The following is a 21,522-nucleotide window of genomic DNA, read 5'->3' as shown; positions in this document are numbered from 1 at the left end:
CAGAGGCAACAACCATGAAAGCACTTCGCACCGACGACCTTTATTTCGCCAATCTGCCAGACTACCCCTTTGCGCCCAACTACCTGATGGTCGATGACACCGAAGGGGGCCAGCTGCGTATGCACTATCTGGACGAAGGCCCAAAAAGTGGCGATGTTGTGCTGCTGTTGCACGGTGAACCCTCGTGGAGCTTTCTCTATCGAAAGATGATTCCACCCCTCGCCAAGGCCGGATTCCGAGTGATCGCGCCAGACCTGATCGGCTTTGGCCGCTCCGACAAGCCCGCTGAGCGCAGTGACTACACCTATGAGCGCCACCTCGGCTGGCTGCGCGGACTGCTCGATCAACTCCAACTCAACAACATCACCCTGTTTTGCCAGGACTGGGGCGGCCTGCTTGGTCTGAGGCTGGTGGCCGCTCAGCCCGAGCGATTTGCCCGAGTCATGGCGGGCAACACCGCTCTGCCCACAGGCCAGCAGGATATGGGCGAAGGGTTTAAAGCCTGGCAGGAAGCCTCCCAGCGAATGCCGGTATTCGACACCGGGAAAATTTTAAACTCCGCGACAGTCTCGGAGTTAAGTCCCGCCGTGATCGCCGCCTACGACGCGCCCTTCCCCGACGAAAGCTACAAGAGCGGCGCCCGGCAATTCCCCATGCTGGTACCCACCACCGCCGACAACCCCGACGCGGTAGCCAACCAACAGGCCTGGCAATCGCTGATGCAATTCAACAAACCGTTTATGACCGTATTCAGCGACAAGGACCCGGTCACTGCCGGGGGCGAAAAACCCTTGCAGCAGCTGATTCCCGGCTGCAAGGGTCAGCCCCATGTGACCATCGAAAATGCCGGGCATTTTTTGCAGGAAGACAAGGGCGAAGAGCTGGCTAAGCACCTGATCGCCTTTATGACCCGATAAAACACCGTCACACCGGGGCTCAGAAGGTCGATCCATTGGTAAATATGCGATAATTGCGCACTTCGCCTTCGACACGAGCCCCCATGCCCCACAGCAACGACAGCTACGACGTCATCATTCTCGGTGCCGGCGCCTCCGGCCTGTTTTGCGCGTTTACCGCCGCCCAACGGGGCCGCCGCGTACTGGTGCTGGAACGCGCCAACAAGGTCGGCAAGAAAATTTTGATGTCCGGCGGCGGGCGCTGCAACTTTACCAACCACTTCGTCGAAGCCGACAATTTCATTTCCGCCAACCGCCATTTCTGCAAGGCCGCACTCAAGCGCTATACCCAGTGGGATTTTATTGGCATGGTCGAGCGCTACGGTATCGACTACGAGGAACGCCGCCACAGCCAGCTGTTTTGCCAAAACTCGGCCAAAGACATTCTCAATATGTTACTCGACGAATGTGCGGCCGCCGGGGTCGAGATTCGCACCCACTGCGAGCTGGCATCGGTCGCTGCCCTGTCCCCTCAACCGCGTTCCGAAAAATACAGCGACGATCAGCAAGCTCGCTATGCTCTGGCTCTGCAACAGGGCCAGCACAGCCTGTCCCTGCGCTGCCATTCACTGGTGATCGCCACCGGCGCGCTGTCCATTCCCACCCTCGGCGGCAGTGGCATCGGCTACGACATTGCCCGCCAATTTGGCCTGACGGTGACTGAGCTTCAGGCAGGACTGGTGCCCTTTATGTTCAGCGACCAGCTCAAGCCCCTGTGTGAACGCCTGTCCGGTCTTGCTCTGGAGGTTGAGGTCAGTTGCAACGGTCGCAGTTTCAGCGAAAACCTGTTGTTCACCCACCGCGGCATGAGCGGCCCGGTGATGCTACAGATCTCCAACTACTGGCACCCCGGAGACGCCCTGAGCATCGGCCTGCTACCGCACAGCAACGCAGAAGAATGGCTATTGGACACCAAGGTCGCTCAGGGCAGAAGCCTGCTGCGCACAGTGCTCGGACAGAAACTGGCCAAGGGGCTGGTGCAGGAGCTACAGCAACTGTGGTGGCCCGATTACGCTGAAAAAATGCTCGCCGAGTTCAGCGACCGTGAACTGCGACGAATTGCCGGCCTGCTCCATCAATGGCAGGTTAAACCCTCGGCCACCGAGGGCTACCGCACCGCCGAAGTCACCCGAGGCGGCGTGGATACCGACCAGATCAGCTCCAAAACCATGGAAGCGAAACACCAGCCGGGGCTTTATTTCATCGGTGAAGTGCTCGATGTTACCGGCTGGCTGGGGGGCTTTAATTTTCAGTGGGCCTGGTCATCGGGTTACAGCGCCGGACTGGCGGTATAAGCGACGGCCCGGACGCGGTAGAATAGCCACCTTTCACGACAGCACAGCGGAACGCACCATGGCATCATTGCAGGAACAGCTGCTCAAGGCCGGTTTGGCCGACGAGAAAAAGGTCAAAAAAATCAAGCAGGAGCAGCGCAAGGCGAAGAAAGCCAACAAGGGCAAAGCCGAGGTTGATGAAGGCAAGCTCGCCGCACAGAAGGCCCTGGCGGAAAAAGCTGCCAGAGATCGGGAAATCAACCGTCAGCGTCAGGCGGAAGCCGAGAAGAAAGCCATTTTCGCCCAGATTATCCAGTTGGTTGACGTCAACCGTATCGATCGTAAACAGGGCGATATCGCCTACCAGTTTACCGACGGCAAAAAAATCAAGCGCGTCTACGTGACTGACACTCAACAGAACCAGTTGGTCAAAGGGCTGATCGCGATCGTAAAGATCAAGGAAAGCTACGAGCTGGTGCCCGCCGCCATCGCCGAAAAAATCAAGCAGCGCGATGCCTCGGTGATACTGGTGCTAAATGAAAAATCTGCCAGCGATGTGGATGAGGACGATCCCTACGCGGATTATCAGATTCCCGACGACCTGATGTGGTAATGACAGACTCCGCCTGCGCCGTCACCCCACAATCGAACCTCCCTCCCCGGGAACGCGCACTCGGCTTTCTGCGGGAGGTGTTCGGCTACGAGAGCTTCCGTAATCATCAGGCAGAGATCGTCGATGAGGTCATCGCCGGGCGCGACGCCCTGGTGCTGATGCCCACCGGCGGCGGCAAATCCCTGTGCTATCAGATTCCCGCCTTGGTCCGCGAGGGCACTGCCATTGTGGTGTCTCCGCTGATCGCGCTGATGCAGGATCAGGTCGATGCCCTGCGCCAGAACGGTGTCAGCGCCGCCTGCCTGAATTCCAGCCTCAACGGCGCCGAAGCCAATGCGGTGGAGCAACAGCTGCGCCGGGGCGAACTGGATCTGCTCTACGTTGCCCCCGAGCGGCTGACCATGCCGCGAATGCAGGAGTTACTGGAAGACAGCCAAATTGCCCTGTTTGCCATCGACGAAGCCCACTGTGTTTCTCAATGGGGCCACGACTTTCGGCCGGAGTATATTCAACTTTCCATCCTCCACGAGCGCTTTCCCCATGTACCGCGCATTGCGCTGACCGCCACCGCCGACGCCCGCACCCAGCAGGAAATCATTCAGCGGCTGGCACTGGAAAACGCTCGGGTATTCAACAACGGCTTTGACCGCCCCAATATCCGCTACCGCATCGCCGAGAATAACGGCAACGCCCGCGAGCAACTGCTGCGCTTTATTCGCAACGAGCACGAAGGCGAATCGGGCATTGTCTACTGTCTGTCGCGCAAGCGCGTCGATGACACCGCCCACTGGCTGGCCAGCAAGGGTTTGAATGCCCTGCCCTACCACGCCGGGCTGTCCAACGACATTCGCCAACAACATCAGTCCCGCTTTCTGCGGGAAGACGGCATTATTATCGTGGCCACGATTGCCTTTGGCATGGGCATCGACAAACCCGATGTGCGCTTTGTCGCCCACCTGAACCTGCCGAAAAGCATTGAGGCCTACTATCAGGAAACCGGCCGCGCCGGTCGCGACGGGCTGCCCGCCGATGGCTGGATGCTCTACGGCTTACAGGATGTCATCACCCTTCGGCAGATGCAGGAAAGCTCCACCGCGGAAGAAACCTATAAAAGGGTCGAGCGCCACAAACTCGACGCCATGCTGGGGCTGTGTGAACTCAATACCTGCCGTCGCCAGGCGCTGTTACAGTATTTTGGCGACTCTCTGGACAAGCCCTGCGGCAATTGCGACAACTGTCTGACACCGCCGGAAACCTGGGATGCCACGGTAGCAGCCCAGAAGGCACTGTCCTGCGTCTATCGCAGCGGCCAGCGTTTCGGGGTGAACTATCTGGTGGACATTTTGCTCGGTAAAAGCAGCGACCGCGTCCAGCAGTTTGGCCACGATAAAATCACCACCTTCGGCATCGGCAAAGAATTGTCGAGCAATGAGTGGAAGGCACTGTACCGCCAGCTTATTGCCCGGCGGCTGCTCAAGGTTGACCTCGACGGCCACGGCAGCGTGTTACTTACCGAAGAATCCCGCCCGGTGCTGCGGGGCGAGCAGCAGGTTACGCTGCGCAAACTGCCCAAGGCCAGCCGCAGCAGCACTCGGCGCAGCAGCCACCCCGGTGCCATTAGCCACAGCCGTCTGTGGGAAGCCCTGCGCGCCCACCGCAAGCAATTGGCTGAAGAACAGGGCGTTCCCGCCTATGTGATTTTCCACGATGCCACCCTCGGCGAAATGGCCGAACTGCAACCACAAACTCTGGATCAGCTGGGCCGCATCTCCGGCATCGGTGCCCGCAAGCTGGAGGCCTACGGGGACAGCTTTCTTGAGGTGATACTGGCCAATAGCGACGACAGGCCTCCGCCTAAAGCCGACACCGCAGCGGAATCCGTTGCGCTGTTGTGCCAGGGGCTGAAGCCACTGGAGATTGCCCACAAGCGGGAGCTGACCATCACCACCGTGTACCGTCATTTGTCCGCCGCTATTCAGTCCGGGGAGCTGGAACTGGACGACGTGGTCGAACTCGCCGACGATGCCATTCAGGAAATTCAATTCGCCTTCGAGCACAACGAAGGGGATCGGCTCAAGCCGGTCTATGAAATGCTGGGTGGAGAATACGACTACGGTATTCTGGAGTGTGTGCGGGCTGCCACCAAATAGCGCCTGCTCGCGGGCTGTAATATGTAACAATCAGGCTCCTCATTCGTCTTTCTGACAACACTCTCTGTCGGACAGGACACCATGACCCACGCCACCTCCCGCCTTTACGTACATACCCAGCGACTTCTGACCCCGGTGGACGGCCTTCCGGCGCTCGCCCTGCGCCTGTATCTCGCGCCGATATTCTGGATGGCGGGAAGCAACAAACTCGCCCATTTTGACGACACCGTTACCTGGTTCGGCAACGTAGAATGGGGGCTTGGCCTGCCTCTGCCCACACTGATGGCCGGGCTGGCAACAGCAACGGAATTACTCGGTGCCCTGCTGCTTCTCGCCGGCCTGGCCACTCGAATGATTGCGGTGCCCCTCGCCATCACTATGGCTGTGGCGGCATTCACCGTTCACTGGGAGTTCGGCTGGCAGGCGATTGCAGACCCCGCAGCGCCCTTTGCCAATGAGCGGGTTATGGCCTCGGCCGACAAACTGGCCGCGGCCCGCTCCCTGCTGCAGGAATATGGCAATTACCCCTGGCTGACTGCCAGCGGCAAATTTGTGGTGCTGAATAACGGCATCGAATTCGCCGCCACCTACTTCATTATGCTGCTGGCGCTGATGCGCACCGGAGGCGGGCGCTATGTCAGTCTGGATTACTGGGTTTCGCGTGTAACGGCACGCCCAGCCTCTTGATACACGACAATATAGGATGAATCTGCCCCTGCCCATTGCCGCGACCGTATTGAATCGGGGACACTATACGCTCCATCCCCTACTTCAAATAAGGCCACACGGCGTGTCACAGTACACAGAGGACGATGCATTGGTTGCTCGCCTGCGCGACGGCGACAACGAGGCGTTCCGGCAACTGATTACCCGCTACAATCAAAAGCTCACTTTTGTCGCCCGAGCCATCATCGGCGATGTGTTTGCCGAAGATGTCGTACAGGAATCCTGGGCCTCGATTTATCGGGCCATTCATCGCTTTGAGGGCCGCTCCAGTCTGGCAACCTGGATGACGCAAATTGTCAGCAATGAGGCGAAATCACGGCTGCGCAAGGAAAAGCGCCACACCAGCGTCGCCGATATCGAAGGCCTGGAGCAGTCGTCGACCGACAGTCGCTTCGACGACCGCGGCCACTGGCAGGCACCGCCTGGCCGCTGGGAGTTGAGCACGCCCGATCGCATGCTGGAGGAAGACCAGCTGCGCCACTGCATCGAGCACACGCTTACGGTGTTGCCCGACAACCAGAAAGCGGTATTTATGCTGAGAGATCTGGAACAGGCGCCCCTGAGCGACATTGCCAGCAGCCTGGGCTTGAGTGAAGCCAATGTGAGGGTGCTATTGCACCGTGCGCGGGTGAAGTTGATGGAAGTTATCGACCACTATCAGGAGACTGGAGAATGCTGAACTGCAAAGAAGTCAGTCACCTGGCCACCGACCACCTTGAGGGACAATGCTCCCTGCCAACACGGCTGAAAATTCGCCTGCACTTATTGATCTGCCGCCACTGCCGTCGCTTTCGCGCCCATCTGCTGCTGAGTCGCAGAACCGCCGCACGACTGGCCCATGAGCTGTGGACGGAGCAACCGCAAACCGTGGCAAAAATTCAACAGGCATTAAAGAATAACAAATAGCGCTGCCCCGGCAGCGCTATTTTCAGGGCTCTGCTTTCTACGCAGCTGGCAGCGTCACTTTTACTATCGTGCCGCCATCATCGCCACCAATAATACTGATGTCACCGCCATTCAGCTCAGCAATACGTTTGCAGATGCTGAACCCTATGCCCGGCCCTTGCGAATTGGAGCGGTATAGCAATTTCCCGACATCCCCCCGCTGGCGCGGACTCATCCCGCGGCCATTGTCAGCGAAAGTAAATTCAACTTGACGCTGACCGTCCAGGGCCTTCGCCTGTATGGTCAAGCGCAAAGGCTGGTCACCACGGAAATTCAGGGCATTGTCCAGCAGCTCCCGAAAGAGACTGGTCAAGTGCGCCACCGGCATCATCACATCAGGTAAGTGCTCTCGTTCTACCACTGCTCCCGCATCGTTAATGGTCGACGCCATCTCTGACAGAACCCGGTCGAGACACGCATCGGTGTTGACGGGCTCCGGCGGCAGCAGACGGGTTTCGCTGGTGTACTGCTCCAGTGCGGCGTGGGTCGCCTGAAGATCCTCGGCCGCGTGGCGAATCGCTGCGCCCGCTTCCTGCGCGGCCGCCAAATCGCCATCGCGCAAGGTGCTTTGCAAACGGCTGCTTGCACTGAGCAAGGGTTTTACTGCAACCCCATATTGGTCACTACTGACTCGGGCAAACTCCTCCAGCGCACTGTGACTACTCTCCAGCGAGGCATGACTGCGTTCCAACAGATTTTTGGTCACCCTGGCTTCGGCCAATTCATTCGTACGCTGGTCGACCTGCTCCTTGAGGTCTGCAGACAGCCGTTCTACTTCCGCCTGCCGCCTGGCATTTTCATCCATTTCCTGCTGCAAGCGTTCATTCACTGCAATTAACTGGGCGTTACTCGGCAGCGCAAGTGCCTTGGGCACCAGCGGCCAAACGAGTATCGCCGTACCCACCGAGGCAAAGGCAGTAATCGCCTTGACCGCGCCGCTGAGCCAGTAAGCACCATTCCACACATTGTAGATATTAATGAGATGGGTCGCGCCGCAGGCGAAGATAAACACGGCGAACATGATAAACATGTAGTTGAATTTCAGATCATCACGCTTCCACACCAGGTACACCAGAGCGATGGGTATCGTCATATAGGACAGCGTAATCAGCGCGTCACTGATAACATGCAGGTGCACCAGCTGGTCATTCCACAAATAGCAATGACCGTGCGGAGGCATATCTGACCCCCAGAATGTCGTCCACATCGATTCCGTTTCCACTACGTCCTCTCTATATATTATCAACGCACCGTAGAGCTTCGACACCAAATAAAGCTACTGAGTATTAGTTTACCGGCGACCGAGCACAATGTTATAAGCTGTAATACCTAGCCGAGGCGAACTGGCTTATCATTGAATCAAAATACGCTCGACATCCTTAAGGTATTTCACGCCTGCCTCTATGTATAGTATGCGTTGGCCAAAAACCCCAATAACATCGTCGCCGGAGACCGCCATTGCACAAGCGCCGCCCCCTGTTTCGCCACCTTATTGCACTGTTTTGCGCTGCTGGCTCGCTGTACCCTCTCGCCGCCAGCTCTGAGGCTGCGCCCCCCGTGCTTTCACGCTTGATCGTCAACCCCGCCGACGGTCGCTATACCGCCATTCCCGACGAAACGCTGCTTCATCTCAGCGGCAACTTCTTTTTTGACGACGGCGATGACCTGCTGAACAAGGCACTGGACGTCAAGCGTGAAGGGGAGGCGCTGGAGGCCCGCTCGCGGGGGCTGATTCTGATTCCAGGCGACGAGCAAGCGGTAATCGACGCGCTGGAAGAATTGGACGGCGCAACCACCAATCTGCGGGCAGAGGGCAACATGGTCATAAGCAGCGACGCCAACGAGCAGGTGCACTACGTCGCCGCCACAACACTGCGCGGCAGTGCACGGTTTTACTACGACCCAGAGGACGAGAATCGTCTGCGGCTGGCTGTCGTCAATGCCCTGTTCAGCACCGGTGACCTGGAGTCTCACCTGAATGTTGCCGCTGTCGTGCAGAGTTACGCCGGTCTAAATTACCAATTTGATACACCCCGGTTCAGCAACACAGTGTTTGCCATTCGCGCCAAGGCGCAGGTCATTAATTTGCTGGAGAGACGCATTGACTATGATGACTACGAGGAAAAGCGGGTTTACGACCGCGACGCCGACGTCAGCAGTTACTTTCAGCTGAATGCCGACCTGGCACTCCACCACCGCTTTCGTCACGTTGGCCTGGGCCTTATTGTCGAAGATATTTATACGCGGAAAATGCGCGGAGTGAGCGGCAGCGCCTACCAACAGCGATCACTGTTTCGCGTCACTGCCGATTACCGACGCGACGGCGGCGAACTTCAGCTGAGTGCCGACCTGACACCACGGGCCAGCTTTGCAGAGGTGCCAAGTCGACGCGATATCAACGTCAGCGGCGCGGTCAACCTCAGTCGCCGCTTCGCTCTGATTGGCGCTTACAACTATGTCGATCACAGCCGTGAAAAGGATACTGGCAGCGTCGGCATTCGCTACACTTTGGCCCCCATGCTGCGCTTCCAGCTTGCCCTGGTTGCCGCCGGCCCAAGGGAACTCGGCGGACAGCTGAGCCTGCAACTACCCCTGTAGCAGGGGGCTGTTGCCACTATCAGGCAGCCGCCCGGCTCGCACTCACCTGCCCATCGGCCTGCTCAGCCTTGTTGGGAATGTAACTCATGGCATGCTCGGTGAGTGCGGTAATCGTCAGCGAGGGATTCACGCCGAGGTTTGCCCCCAGCATCGAACCGTCACAAATATACATGTTTCGGTACCCGAACACCTGGTTGCGGTAGTCAATCACCCCTTCGTCACGGTTGCGCCCCATTGATGCCCCGCCCATGCAGTGGGCCGTCGCAGGAATATTAAATAACACCTCGGGGAGCAAACTGCCCGCCATGCCGCCCAGCTTTTCCGCGGCAAATTGCGCAAAGGCGCTGGCCTCGGGAATGTAGGCGGGAATACGCTGGCCGTGGCTTTGCAATTGCTTGCGAAACGGCCACCACCACTGTCGCCGATAAACCATGTCGATATAACCGTCCAGGGTCTGCATACACAGGAAGATAATGGTTTGCCGAGCCAGGCCGAAGGGCAGCAACATCTGCAGACCTTCACGGGGACGGGTCAGAATCAATTTGACAATGGTGCCCAACCACACCGGAATACGTGTCCAGCTGCTGTGTCCGCGGGTCATTGCGGTAACCAACAAGCCCATGGCATCGGACCCACGGGAGTAACGCGTGGCTTCGATGTGCGTGTGCTCGTCCAGATAGACACCGGAACCGATAGCTATGCCCTTGTCCATTTGCGGGTCGCCGGGACGGCGCACGCCGATCAGCGACTCCGCATTGGTGCGCACCCGTTTGCCCAGTTGCGGAGAAATATGCGGCAACCTGCCCCGATCGCGCATCTTGAACAGCAACTCCTGGGTACCCAGGGACGAAGCGGCAAACACCACCGATTTTACCTTCCAGCGGCGCCGGTTGCGGCGCAGAAATCGGGTACTGGACACCGTGGTGATCTCATAGCCGTCGCTGCCGTCATCGTTGAGCGGGCGCACATCCACCACCTTGGTTTCGGCGAAGACCTCAGCCCCCTGCTTTTCAGCAAAATAGAGATAGTTCTTGTCCAGGCTGTTCTTGGCATTGTGTCGGCAGCCCACCATACAGCCACCGCAGCCAATACAACTGTTGCGATCCGGGCCCTCGCCGTCAAAATAAGGGTCATCGTAGCGGGCACCTGGCTCAGCGCCCTCGTCACCAAAGAAAACACCCACCTGGGTGCGATAAAATGTGTCACCACAGCCCCATTCCTCGGCGACGTCTTTGAGCGCGAGGTCCGCTGGTCCGAGAATACGGTTTTCGGTCACCCCCAGCATTTTCCGGGCAGTGCTATAGTGCCGGGGCATCTCTGCCTCCCAGTCCTGCAGGCCCGCCCAGCTGCCTTCGCGCCAGACGCTTTCCTTGGGGACCAGCAAGGTATTGGCGTAGGTGATTGACCCCCCGCCTACCGCATTTCCCTGCAAAATCATCACATGGCGAAACCAGCGCACATTGAAAAAGCCGCGCAGCCCCAGCAGTGGCCGCCACAGCCAGCGCCAGATTTTCCAGTTGCTGGTAGGCAGGTTTTCAGCAGTCCAGCGCTTGCCCGCCTCCATCACCGCCACGCTGTAGCCCTTTTGGGTCAATCGATGAGCCGACACCGAGCCGCCAAAACCCGAGCCGATGACCATGTAGTCGTAATCGAAGCCGTCGGCCACCCCCCTCGAATCCGCGTTTGTCTTAGCCACCTTTGTCATCGCTTCTGCCTCAGTCATCCGATACGCGCAGTGTTAACACTGACAACACTTCATGTCACTTTACATCTGACATGACTGCATGTCAAAATTCTCGAATGACGAATCAGCTGACAGATCGCCCCTACCGGGGACAGAGCATGGACGACCGTCGGCGGGAGCGGCGCCAGGTGCTGCTGGACGCCGCATTAACCCTTGTCGGCCAGCAGGGTTACAGCAATATTTCAGTGCGCGCCCTCTGCAACGAAGCCGGCCTGACCGAACGCTATTTTTACGAATCGTTCAAAAATCGCGAGGCCATGCTCGCCGAACTGTATACCGAACAAACGGCGAGGTTGCGGGCGGCGATGATCGCGGCCATTTCCCTGCCCAGCGACGGCACCAACGCCACCGTGGGTAAAGGCCTGCGCTGCTTTTTCTCGATGTTGAAGCAGGAACCGGAGTTGGCCCGAGTGATACTTTTTGAGGTGTTTGGCGTCAGCAAGGCAATGGATGAACTCTACTACCAAGCCATGGAGGATTTCGCGGAGCTGCTGCGGGAGCTTGCGCTGGCCCTGGGGCTGGATACAACACCACCGCATACCGACAGCAACGTCGTCTACGCCGGTCTCGTTGGGGCTTGCGTACAAATGGCCCGCCGCTGGGTGCTCGACGACTATCGGGAAGATATCGAAATGATGGTGGAAAGTGCCAGGCTGTTTTTCCGCGCTGTTGCCGAATAGTCCGGGGCGCTAGTAGTCGTCACGCATCAGGCTGGCACCGATGCGGTCCAGCTCCCGGCTATGCTGTCGCCAGTCGGGCATGGCCTGATCCATCAGCGCATAAAACGCCGGGCTGTGATTCATTTCCCGCAAATGACAGAGTTCGTGGACAATCACCATATCCACACAGGCCAGCGGGGCTTTTATCAACCGGGTATTCAAGCGAATACCCGACTTTGAGCAACTGCCCCAACGGCTTTTCATGGTGCGCAAGCGCAGCGCGGGCGGCTCCTGAGGCCAGGGCAGGCCGGCGCATAGCGCCGCCAGGCGCGCGCCGAACACCTGCTCGGCGTAGTGCCGATACCACCTGTCCAGTGCCACACGGGCAGCGTCCTCATTGGCCGCAATAATGCGAAGACGACGGCCGGCAATATCGGCGTCAGCCCCGGCACGCCCTCCGGCACTGATGTGCAACACCCACTCCTCGCCCAACACCGTCACCACACTTCCCGTCACCAGCGGTGCTGATGCGGGGCGCTGGGCGGCACGGGCACGATTGGTAATAATCCACTGCTGATTCCGGCGCAGCATTGCATCAATTTCACCCTGGGGAGTATTCATCGGCACCCGCAGTTCGATCTCCCCCTGTGGCGACACCAGCAAACTCAACGCGCGAACCCGCCGAGCATTCCGGCGCAAACGGTAATCGACCTGCTGTCCGGCCAGTTCAATGCGGCACATCTCGTCGGTGCGCGACGGCGTGCGGAGACGACGCTTCATTCGGATTCGTGGTATACCGGAAACTCGCAGCAGAACACGGCACCGCCGCCGGGGTTATGCTCATGGCGAATATCGCCGCCGTGGGCCTGCACGATCGACTGGGAAACCGACAATCCGATGCCCATGCCGCCCTCCTTCGAGGTCACAAAGGGGCTAAACAGCTGCTCTTCAATTTCCGGTGACAACCCCAAACCAAAATCCCTCACCTTGAACCCCGCGATTTTGCTATTGAAGTAGGTAATCACCTCCACCGGCCTGTTGCTATTCGCCGCGGCGGTGGACTCCATTGCATTGCGCACCAGGTTCAACGCCACCTGCTGAATCTGTACCTCGTCACAGTGAATGGTCGGCAAGTCCGCCGCCCCCTTTAGCACCACCCGGGCACCACTCATCTTGGAGTCGACCTCAGCCAGCGACAACACGTCCTCCAGCAAATTATTAAGCGAGATCACCGACTTTGCGCCACTGGGCTTTTTAACGTAGCTGCGCATCCGCTGAATGACTGCCGACGCCCGCTCGGCCTGCACGCCGATTTTGGTCATAACATCGTCGAGTTTGGCTCGCTGCTCTTCGGGGAAATTGGCAATCAAGCGCTGTGCCACACGGGCGTAATTACTCACCGCCGTCAATGGCTGGTTCACCTCATGGGCAATACCCGCCGCCATTTCGCCACCAGTACTCAAGCGCTCAATATGGGCGAGGTGCTGACGCTGCTTATCCATTTCACCCCGTGCCTCTTCGAGGGCTTTCTGGTTGGCCAGCCACTCACCAATGTCGCGCAATACCAGTACGGCCCCCCCTTCCGCCCGAGCACTGCCGCTCAGGGCCGCATGAATCACCGTACCCTCGCGGTGGCGCACCTTCACATGATTTTTACGCAGGCTTACTCCCGCCTTGCATAACAGCTTTAACGATTCGTTCATGGCATCGTCGCCAGGGAAGAGGTTCAGCCCCCAGACCTCTTCGCCCACTGCATCTGACTGGCGCCAACCGGTCAGTGCCGATGCTCTGGCGTTCATCGACGACACACGGCCTGCGATATCGAGACCAAATATCCCTTCATCTACGGCGTTGAGAATGCGTCGATTTTCGTCCTCTAGCTCGCTGTTACGACGAGCCAGCTCACGTTCCAGACGCTGCAGCTTGATATGGGTGCGCACCCTGGCCAGAACCTCGTCGGCCTGAAAGGGCTTGGCGATGTAATCGACGCCGCCAATGGCCAAGCCGTGAACCTTGGACTGACTGTCGGTCAGTGCGGAAAGGAAAATAATCACAATATCGGCGGTTTCCGGGTCGCTCTTGAGCCGTTCACACACCTCAAAACCATCCATCCCCGGCATCATCACGTCGAGCAGGATCAATGCCGGCCTGGCCCGTTTAGCGGTGTACAGCGCCGACTCGCCATCCCGCGCGGCCAACAGCCGGTAACCACTGCCCTCCAGGGTTTTGAATAACACCTGAAGATTGGTGGGGTTGTCGTCGACCAGAAGTATTTGTTCTCCGCCCCGCTCACGCATTATCAATAGTGCTCCCCGGCGCATGCTCGGTCAGCAGTCCGGTCAGGCGGTCAAAATCGAACTCGCGCATCAGCGCCTCAGCTTCATCACTGAACAGCGAGCATTCGGGGTGGCGTTTGCGCACGTACTGAAGCAATTCCCGCAGCCCGGTCACATCGCCGAGATCTACGGCCTCGACCAGTTGCTGGTATATTTCTTCAGGGGGCAGCGTCATCGGCGCGCTAACCGGCGGCGCTACCGGCTCGGTCAGGACAATTTCAGGCCGCACCACCGCAGGTTCGGCCACCTCACTGCCACAGTACCGAGCGATCATCTCATGCAGGTCAGTCATTCCCACCGGTTTGGGCAAAAAGTCGTTGCAGCCCACCGAGCGCGCCTCGGCGACCATTGCTTCATCGGTCGTTGCCGACACCATCACAATACAGACATCCAGCCCCATGTCCTGCTTGGCAATACGGGTCGCCTCCATGCCGTCCATTTCCGGCATACGCAGATCCATAAGCACAAGCTGCGCCGGCCGCTCCGTCAACTGGTCTATGACTTCCCGACCGTTAACCGCCTCGCGAATATCGGTGCTGATACCTTCCAGCATGCCCAGCAAAATCTGCCGATTCACTGCGACATCGTCAGCAACGATAATCGCCGGATTGCCATAATCCCTCTGCGCGGGGCTGTGTTCTACCACCTCAGCCTCAATGGGCTCGCTCAGCTTCGGCATGACCTTACTGGCGCTGTCATCACTCAGCAACAAGGGAATATGGAAGTAGAAGCAACTGCCCCGTCCGACTTCGCTATGCAGATTCAGACTGCCGCCCATCGCCTCGACCAGACGCCGGCAAATCGACAAGCCGAGGCCGGTGCCCTTGCCATCCTGGGGATTGACCTGTTTGAAGGGTTCAAAAACATCGCGCAGCTTGTCTTGCGGAATACCAATACCGGAGTCACGCACTTCAAAATGCAGGGTTTTGTCGTCCCGCTCCGCCCTGACGGTCAGCTCTACCTTGCCATGGCTGGTAAATTTGACCGCATTATCCAGCAGGTTAACCAATACCTGGCGCAGCTTGACCTCGTCGTAATCCAGCTCTCGGGGCACGCCCTCGCGCACATTCACGATAAATTCCAGGCCCTTCGACTTCGCCCGATGCCCGACGATATCGCTGACACTGGCCAGCACGTCGTCGAGGTTGTTCGCACTGCAGGTGATATTGATGTTACCGCTCTCGATTTTCGCCAGATCCAGCACATCGTTAATCAGGTTCAACAAATGTTTACCGCAGCTTTCGATCGCGCGCAGATATTCCTGGTTTTCCTTGGCGTCTACACGGGATTGCTTTTGCAATAGCTGGGCATACCCCAATACACCGTTAAGCGGCGTACGCAATTCATGGCTCACACTGGACAGGAACTGGCTCTTGGCGTGGAGGGCATCCTCAGCGGCAATACGCGCATCCACCAGCTCCTGCTCCATGCGCTTGCGCTCAGTAATATCCGTCATTATGCCCATAGCGCGTATGGGGCGATCCTGGCCGTCGTTTTCAACCACGTCGCCACGGCTGTATATCCAGCGATAATTCCCCCGGGCGTCCCGCACTCTGAACTCAACGCTGTTCCCCGACGCCAGTCCCAGCCAGCTGTCCACCGCCGAGGCAATAATCGACAGATCATCCGGGTGGGCGGCCTGCTTGAAGGCGCCAACGGGATAGGGTTCCTTCGGCACAGCATAGCCCAGGGAGCGAAAGAAACTCTCACCGACATTCACATAGCCGGTATTCAGATCAAGGTCCCACAGGTGGTTCTGGGCCGCGTCCAGCGCCAACTGAAAGCGACGCTCACTGAGTTTTAAGGCACGCTCTGTCTGGGTGCGCTTTTCCACCATGAAGTTCGCGTTTTCGGCCAGGTGCTGGAACTCGGCAAAGGGCAGCTGTCCGGTGTCGATTACCGTCGAGCGCTTGCTCGCGTCGGCAAAAAACTGCTGGAACACCCTGAAACCGTCGGCACTGCGACGCGCCAGCCAGCGCGCCACAATAATCGAGCACAGCATCAAACCAAAGGCGATACCGACGATAAACATAATGTGCTCGCGCACACGCACCTGTAACGCCTGGCGCTCCTCACCAAGCTGAGCAGTGAGCTCGTCGAGGAACACCGCCGACCCCAGCACCCACCCCCAGGGCTCATAACGGTATAAATAAGACACCACCGGCTGCTCGCTGCCGTCTTTCCCCTTCCAGGCCAGCTCGGTGAAAAGGCTTTTATCCTGAGCCCCCATTCGCTTGCTCGCGTCGATCACCCCAGGCAGTGGGCTACCAACCGCCTCGGGGTTAACGCCGTTGACCAGTTGCCGCCCCCCGGCATCCACCACAAAGAGAATGGAATTGTCGGTATCCACGGGCACCGCCGCGATACGCTCGATGACTTCCCGTTGTACCCGGCTGATTTCATCGCGCAGGTAAACGCTGGCCCCCATATACAGGTCCAGGGGCTCGTAGTAATAGACAAAACTGAAATTGCGCTCGCTGCTCCCCGGGCTATCGCGATTGGTAAACCGGTACTCGACAAAGTCGTAGTTGCGATCCTTGGTCACCGACCTCACCTGGGCGGCAAAGGCCTTTAGCGTTTCGGCATCGTCAAGGCGCTTGCCACCAGAGGGGTGCACCGGTGGCAACAGGGCGCGGCCATTCCCCTCAAAGAGAAAGAAAAATCCATTGCTGTCGTGAAAGCTCAGCGACCCCATGGTGGTGCGCAGGCGGTTGAGCTGGGCGCTGCGGCTCTCTTTGTTGAACTCCTGGCGGGTGTTTTCAATCAGCGACAGACCGGTCGCCACCTGGTGGCGCAGGTCGTTGTAGAGTTTGCGATTCAGCTGCGTGCGGCGAAATTCGAGGTACTCCACCGCCTTGTTAACTTCCCGGCGCAGCAGCTCCCGTCGGGCTTCAATGTAGTTATCCCGCCAGTCGGCACTTTGCTGGGTGTAGCGCTCATATTCCTTGGCAATCCAGATATAACCCAGCACCGCCAGCGGGATTGCAGACACTGCTATCAAGCTGAGAAGATAAATTTGTACTAAACTGCGCCTGGATCTCATGCCAGCCCTTTTTTGTTGTCGCTACGAAATCGCTGTCGTGGGGCCTAATAATGCCGCGTTTTCAAAGCTTATCGACTCCCAGCACAGTACGCCAGTTACAAACAGCCTAAATTGTGCAGGTGGGTCGCCATCGAGCGGAAATTTCGTGCTAATCTGGGTAGCATCGCCACAGGACTCCAAGGAATATAAATAATGACAGAAGCGACTGTTTATTTGGTAGAGGACGACGACGCCGTACGCGATTCCCTGCAGATGGTGCTGGAATCCGTTGGCTACACCGTTGCCCCCTATTCCCGCGCTGATGCCTTTCTCGAAGACTTCTCCACCGACATGGCAGGATGCCTGGTACTGGACATCCGTATGCCGGGCATGAACGGCATGGAACTACAACGTCAACTGAACAACCGCAATTCCATCCTGCCGATTATCTTCGTCACCGGCCACGGCGACGTGCCCATGGCCGTTGAAGCCATGCAGCGCGGCGCGGTGGACTTCGTACAGAAACCCTACCGGGAAGAAGAGCTGCTGGGCAAAATCCAGCAGGCTATCGCCGCCGACACCGAAAACCGCGCCGATCTTGAAGAAAAGCACAAGATTATCGAGCGCCTCGGCGAATTGACCCCCCGGGAAAAGCAGGTGATGGAGCTGATGATCGAGGGCAAGGCCAACAAGGTTATCGCTTACGATCTGGACATCAGCCAACGCACCGTCGAGATTCACCGCGCTCGGGTCATGGAAAAAATGGGCGTACGCTCACTGGCACACCTGGTGCGCATGGTGATGGCTGCCGAGGAAAACGGTGCGGCGAGCTAGCCCTCGCGCTGAGCTTTCAGGGCTCGCTGATTAAGCCATCGATCTTTTCCAGCGCCGACAGCAAGTCGGCAATGGGCAGGCTCAAGCCCCGATACATCTCCTCAGCCATAGGTGCAATCGCACAGGCTGAGGGGAGTTCGCTGTCGCTGTCCAGCAAATAACGTATCCGCGGTATAAAGACAAACTGCAACCACTGGCTGAAACTGAGGGTATCCACCGCGAAGGGCTGCTCGCTGCGCAGCGCTTCCGGCGGCGGGGCCACTTTGTCCCATTGACCCAGGCTGCGCAATTCACATTCTATATCGATCAGGGTGGCGGCAATGTCGTGGTATCGGCTCATAGTCGCGTTCGCAGTCTGTGTTTATTCGATAATCTGCTGGTAGGGCGGCATGGAGGCCAGCATTTTGCGGCCGTACTGGCGGGTCACAATGCGTCGATCCAGAATACTGATCCGCCCCCGGTCCGACTCACTGCGCAACAACCGGCCACTGGCCTGAATCAGCCTGACCGCCGCATCGGGCACAGTGATTTCCATAAACGGATTGCCCTTGTTATGGGTAATCCACTCTGCCAGCGCCTCTTCCACCGGATCTTCCGGCACCGCGAAGGGAATCTTGGCGATAAGCACGTGGGAACAGTATTTGCCGGGCAAATCGACCCCCTCGGCAAAGCTGGCCAAGCCAAAAATAACACTGCCCTTGTCGCCGTCCAGGCGCTCGCGATGACGACGTAAAATATCCTGTTTGGGCAGCTCGCCCTGGGCGAGAACCAGCGCGCGAAAGTCGGCGGGCACCGCCTCCAACACCGCGTTCAACTGACGCTTTGACGCAAACAGCACCAGACTTCCCGCATCGGCGTCGATGATTTTCGGCAGCATTTCGATCAGTGCACGGGTGTGGGCTTCCGGGTCGCCGGCGTCACAGTCCATCGCCGGCACGTAAATTTCTCCGGCCTCGGCGTGGGCAAAGGGGCTTGGCACGATTTCAAAACTCGCGTCTTCGTATAAGCCGGCTCTCATGGAAAACCGCTTGAAACTGCCCAGCGCAGTAAGGGTAGCAGAGGTCAACACCGCGCCGTAGCACCGCGACCACAGGGTGTTTTGCAGGGTTTTCGCCGCCAGAATGGGGCTACTGTGCAGCTCCATATCGGTTATCCCCATACCGCTGTCCACCTGCGCCAACCAGCGCGCCAGCGGGGGCTTTTCATTACTGGTGTCACCACCGTAGGACTGCCACAAACCGAGCATCCCCTGACAACGAAAGCGCATCGCCGCAACATCGGCCAACCACTGTTCCAACTCATCACGCCGCTGCTCAAGGGTCCCCTTGTCGAGACCGTCCTGCAGAGTGTCGAGCAATTTTTCGCTGTGCTGAACCAGATCGGCAAAGGCGCCGCGCAGACCGCGGGCATGACTGGCCAGCTCTTCCGGCACGCGACCGTCCTCAAAGCGAAACTGTCGCTGCCCCTGACGCTCACTGCCCTCAGCCAGCCACTCCATCAGCAGCGGACGCAGCGGCTCCAGCCCTTTGCGAGCGGCAATCAGCAGGTTCAACAGCGACTCGAACTGCCCCCGCAGCGACGATTGCAGGCCCGGCAGGGCGATAATCGCCCCCACACTGCGTTCGGCCTGCTCCAGCCAGCGCTCACTGGCGCCCAGGCGGAAGTTGGCGGAAAAATGGTTAATCACCTTGTCAGGCAGGTGGTGAGCCTCATCAAAAATATAAATCGCATCTTCCGGCGCCGGTAGAATTGCCCCGCCCCCCAGAGCCAGGTCGGCCAGCACCAGATCGTGGTTGGCCACCACCACATCGGCCTGAGCCATCGACTCCCGCGCCTTGAAAAAGCTGCACTGTTTCACGTGACTACAACGGCGACCACTGCACTGGGCATGATCGGTGGTAACCGGCTGCCACTGATTGTCGGGAAGTACCGAATCCCAGTTATCCCGATCACCATCCCAATTACCCCGCGCCAGCTGGTCGGCAAAGCGGGCGTATAGGTCCAGCGCGATCGCGTCCGGGTGGTTGCTGTATTCATCGGGATACAGCGGCATGGTCTGGGTCTCGGCACCGCTGAGCATCTGATCCAGCTTCGACAGGCATAGATACCGGCGCCGCCCTTTGGACAGACTCAATGAAAACGACAGGCCGCTGTGCCGAAGAATATCCGGCAGGTCCCGCTGCAGAATTTGCTCCTGCAAGGCCACGGTTGCCGTCGCGATCACCAGCGTCTTGTCGCATTCCCTGGCGATCGGTATCGCCGCAAGCGCGTAGGCCAGGGTTTTACCGGTGCCGGTTCCCGCTTCGACCACACACAGGTGATCGCCGCCGCTGCGCTGGTGATCCTGATTGCGCTTGATCCCTCCCAATACCCGCGCGATATGGGCAATCATCAGGCGCTGTCCCAGCCGCGCGCGCAAACCTTTGCTGGTCAGGAAGGCGCGATACGCCCCCTGTATTTCGTCCTTGAGCGCGTCGCTCAGCACGCCGATGTTCCACCCATTACGACACCTCTTGCAGGCGTTGTTTATCGCGCAGCGCCAGCTTGTTCAGAATCGGTTGGGCATAAATACTCATTGCACGAAGACGGTAAGACTCAGGCATCGCCGCAAAGCGCTGCTCAAAGGCTTGAATATCGCTTTCGCTGATGTCCAGATCGGCCAGCTCTCGCCAGCGCTCATCCTGATGCACGCGCTGGTAAGCCAGCACATTGCTGGCATGAAGCCGGTAGTTGGTGATGACCTGCTCATCAATGGCCGCAGCCACCTCTGCAGGGCTGGAAAAATCCCCGGTTAACACATCGCCAAAGCTGACATGGACATGCCCTTTGTCACCAAGAATACCCGTGGCAATGCTTTTGAGGTCTTCGTGCTCCGCTTTCTGGTAGCTGCCGGTACTCTCCAGCATCACCAGCTCCTGGGCCTTGGCGGCATCGAGGGGGTCCCACTCATAGGAAATCGAAACCGGCACAATATTAAGCCCGGCGATAAATTCGCCAAAGTCTTCCCGCGACTTGTCCTGGGACATGCAAATCATCTTCACCAGCGCCACTTCCGTCGCGTCGTTTCCGTCCTTGGCTCTGCCCTCGCGCTGGGCGATCCATATCGACGATTTCTCCTGCTGAAGGGAAAAGCGTATATAGCTCGACAGCTGCTTGAACGCCGCCAACATCTGCCGCGGCCCTTTGGCACTGCGGCGCACAATAAAGCTCTTATTTACCCGCATCAGGTCGGCGGCAAAGGGCTTGGACAGCAGGTTGTCGCCTATAGCGATGCGCACGGTATCCATATCATTGTGATACAGGGCGTAGTTCACAAACGCCGGGTCAAGGGCGATATCCCGATGATTGCTGATAAACAGGTAGGCCTGATCGCGCTGAAGACGGACAGTTCCCCCGGTGGAAAAATCCCGGGTACTGCCTTCAATCATCGTGTCCATATAGCCTTTGACAATGGCTTGAAAGTCGGCGATGGAGCGCACATTGCGCATCTGGTAACGAAGCGTGGCGCTGACCAAGGGCCTGATAAGCTTGGGAAAATAGCGATGCAGGCGCGGCAGACGCAGCCCGCCCATGGCGTTGAGCAGCTCGCGGTCTGCCAACAGGCGGTCCAGCACCTCAGCGACCTCGTCGTCGTGGTAGGGCCTGATGTCGGAATAAGTATCCAT

Annotated in this window: 18 protein-coding genes; 10 read left to right on the top strand and 8 right to left on the bottom strand. The window is 58.4% G+C overall.

Going from position 1 to position 21,522, the window contains the following annotated elements; all coding sequences use genetic code 11:
- The first annotated feature begins 14 nt into the window (after positions 1 to 14).
- From HCU74_RS18370 to HCU74_RS18340, 7 genes are all read left to right on the top strand, one after another.
- Complete coding sequence (locus HCU74_RS18370; RefSeq protein WP_168451894.1) at positions 15 to 917, top strand: haloalkane dehalogenase; 903 nt, start codon at positions 15 to 17, stop codon at positions 915 to 917.
- Positions 918 to 1,000: 83 nt separating this feature from the next.
- Positions 1,001 to 2,251 (top strand): BaiN/RdsA family NAD(P)/FAD-dependent oxidoreductase, encoded by a 1,251-nt coding sequence (locus HCU74_RS18365; RefSeq protein WP_168451893.1) that lies wholly within the window; start codon positions 1,001 to 1,003, stop codon positions 2,249 to 2,251.
- Between the two features lie 58 nt (positions 2,252 to 2,309).
- On the top strand, positions 2,310 to 2,843 hold the full coding sequence (locus HCU74_RS18360) for a DUF2058 domain-containing protein (RefSeq protein ID WP_168451892.1): 534 nt from the start codon (positions 2,310 to 2,312) through the stop codon (positions 2,841 to 2,843).
- Complete coding sequence (recQ, locus tag HCU74_RS18355) at positions 2,843 to 4,993, top strand: DNA helicase RecQ (protein ID WP_168451891.1); 2,151 nt, start codon at positions 2,843 to 2,845, stop codon at positions 4,991 to 4,993. Before HCU74_RS18360 ends, recQ begins: the two co-directional genes overlap by 1 nt.
- 81 nt (positions 4,994 to 5,074) lie before the next feature.
- Positions 5,075 to 5,680: an HvfX family Cu-binding RiPP maturation protein gene (locus tag HCU74_RS18350; RefSeq protein ID WP_168451890.1), complete on the top strand. Its 606-nt coding sequence runs from the start codon at positions 5,075 to 5,077 to the stop codon at positions 5,678 to 5,680.
- 103 nt (positions 5,681 to 5,783) lie between these two features.
- Positions 5,784 to 6,398, top strand: a complete 615-nt coding sequence (locus HCU74_RS18345; RefSeq protein WP_345889713.1) for a sigma-70 family RNA polymerase sigma factor — start codon at positions 5,784 to 5,786, stop codon at positions 6,396 to 6,398.
- Positions 6,392 to 6,625 (top strand): zf-HC2 domain-containing protein, encoded by a 234-nt coding sequence (locus tag HCU74_RS18340; RefSeq protein ID WP_168451888.1) that lies wholly within the window; start codon positions 6,392 to 6,394, stop codon positions 6,623 to 6,625. Before HCU74_RS18345 ends, HCU74_RS18340 begins: the two co-directional genes overlap by 7 nt.
- Positions 6,626 to 6,662: 37 nt before the next feature.
- Here the strand turns inward: HCU74_RS18340 and HCU74_RS18335 are convergent, their stop codons facing one another.
- On the bottom strand, positions 6,663 to 7,844 hold the full coding sequence (locus HCU74_RS18335) for a sensor histidine kinase (RefSeq protein WP_210425384.1): 1,182 nt from the start codon (positions 7,842 to 7,844) through the stop codon (positions 6,663 to 6,665).
- Positions 7,845 to 8,122: 278 nt separating this feature from the next.
- Here HCU74_RS18335 and traF point away from each other — a divergent pair, with 278 nt between their 5' ends.
- The gene (traF, locus tag HCU74_RS18330; RefSeq protein ID WP_168451886.1) at positions 8,123 to 9,262 is read left to right on the top strand and encodes a conjugal transfer protein TraF; all 1,140 of its coding nucleotides are present in this window, start codon (positions 8,123 to 8,125) and stop codon (positions 9,260 to 9,262) included.
- A 19-nt stretch (positions 9,263 to 9,281) separates the two neighbouring features.
- Here traF and HCU74_RS18325 read toward each other — a convergent pair whose 3' ends face one another.
- Positions 9,282 to 10,958 (bottom strand): GMC oxidoreductase, encoded by a 1,677-nt coding sequence (locus HCU74_RS18325; protein ID WP_345889712.1) that lies wholly within the window; start codon positions 10,956 to 10,958, stop codon positions 9,282 to 9,284.
- 104 nt (positions 10,959 to 11,062) lie between these two features.
- On the opposite strand from HCU74_RS18325, the gene HCU74_RS18320 reads away from it, so the two are divergent.
- On the top strand, positions 11,063 to 11,686 hold the full coding sequence (locus HCU74_RS18320) for a TetR/AcrR family transcriptional regulator (RefSeq protein WP_168451884.1): 624 nt from the start codon (positions 11,063 to 11,065) through the stop codon (positions 11,684 to 11,686).
- A gap of 9 nt (positions 11,687 to 11,695) precedes the next feature.
- On the opposite strand, the gene HCU74_RS18315 is transcribed toward HCU74_RS18320, so the two are convergent.
- The 3 genes from HCU74_RS18315 to HCU74_RS18305 are packed head-to-tail and all read right to left on the bottom strand — an operon-like array spanning position 11,696 to position 16,993.
- Positions 11,696 to 12,445 carry a M48 family metallopeptidase gene (locus HCU74_RS18315; RefSeq protein ID WP_168451883.1) on the bottom strand — a complete coding sequence of 250 codons (750 nt, stop codon included), beginning with the start codon at positions 12,443 to 12,445 and terminating at the stop codon, positions 11,696 to 11,698.
- A complete protein-coding gene (locus HCU74_RS18310) occupies positions 12,442 to 13,962 on the bottom strand; it encodes an ATP-binding response regulator (RefSeq protein ID WP_168451882.1) in 1,521 nt (506 codons plus the stop codon). Before HCU74_RS18310 ends, HCU74_RS18315 begins: the two co-directional genes overlap by 4 nt.
- Positions 13,955 to 16,993 carry a cache domain-containing protein gene (locus HCU74_RS18305; protein WP_168451881.1) on the bottom strand — a complete coding sequence of 1,013 codons (3,039 nt, stop codon included), beginning with the start codon at positions 16,991 to 16,993 and terminating at the stop codon, positions 13,955 to 13,957. Before HCU74_RS18305 ends, HCU74_RS18310 begins: the two co-directional genes overlap by 8 nt.
- Before the next feature lie 243 nt (positions 16,994 to 17,236).
- On the opposite strand from HCU74_RS18305, the gene fixJ reads away from it, so the two are divergent.
- Entirely contained in the window at positions 17,237 to 17,857 is a 621-nt protein-coding gene (gene fixJ / locus HCU74_RS18300; protein WP_168451880.1) for a response regulator FixJ, read from the top strand.
- A gap of 16 nt (positions 17,858 to 17,873) precedes the next feature.
- Here the strand turns inward: fixJ and HCU74_RS18295 are convergent, their stop codons facing one another.
- Genes HCU74_RS18295 through HCU74_RS18285 form a run of 3 tightly spaced genes read right to left on the bottom strand, consistent with a single transcriptional unit; the run spans position 17,874 to position 21,522 of the window.
- A complete protein-coding gene (locus tag HCU74_RS18295) occupies positions 17,874 to 18,197 on the bottom strand; it encodes a YqcC family protein (RefSeq protein ID WP_168451879.1) in 324 nt (107 codons plus the stop codon).
- Between the two features lie 21 nt (positions 18,198 to 18,218).
- On the bottom strand, positions 18,219 to 20,342 hold the full coding sequence (dinG, locus tag HCU74_RS18290) for an ATP-dependent DNA helicase DinG (RefSeq protein WP_168451878.1): 2,124 nt from the start codon (positions 20,340 to 20,342) through the stop codon (positions 18,219 to 18,221).
- A gap of 16 nt (positions 20,343 to 20,358) precedes the next feature.
- On the bottom strand, positions 20,359 to 21,522 hold the full coding sequence (locus tag HCU74_RS18285; protein WP_168451877.1) for a 1-acyl-sn-glycerol-3-phosphate acyltransferase: 1,164 nt from the start codon (positions 21,520 to 21,522) through the stop codon (positions 20,359 to 20,361).

Origin of the sequence: Spongiibacter thalassae, from assembly GCF_012272835.1 — a bacterium.
GTDB lineage: Bacteria > Pseudomonadota > Gammaproteobacteria > Pseudomonadales > Spongiibacteraceae > Spongiibacter > Spongiibacter thalassae.
Note: the sequence above shows the minus strand (reverse complement) of the source record. Positions and strands in the feature narration are given on the sequence as shown.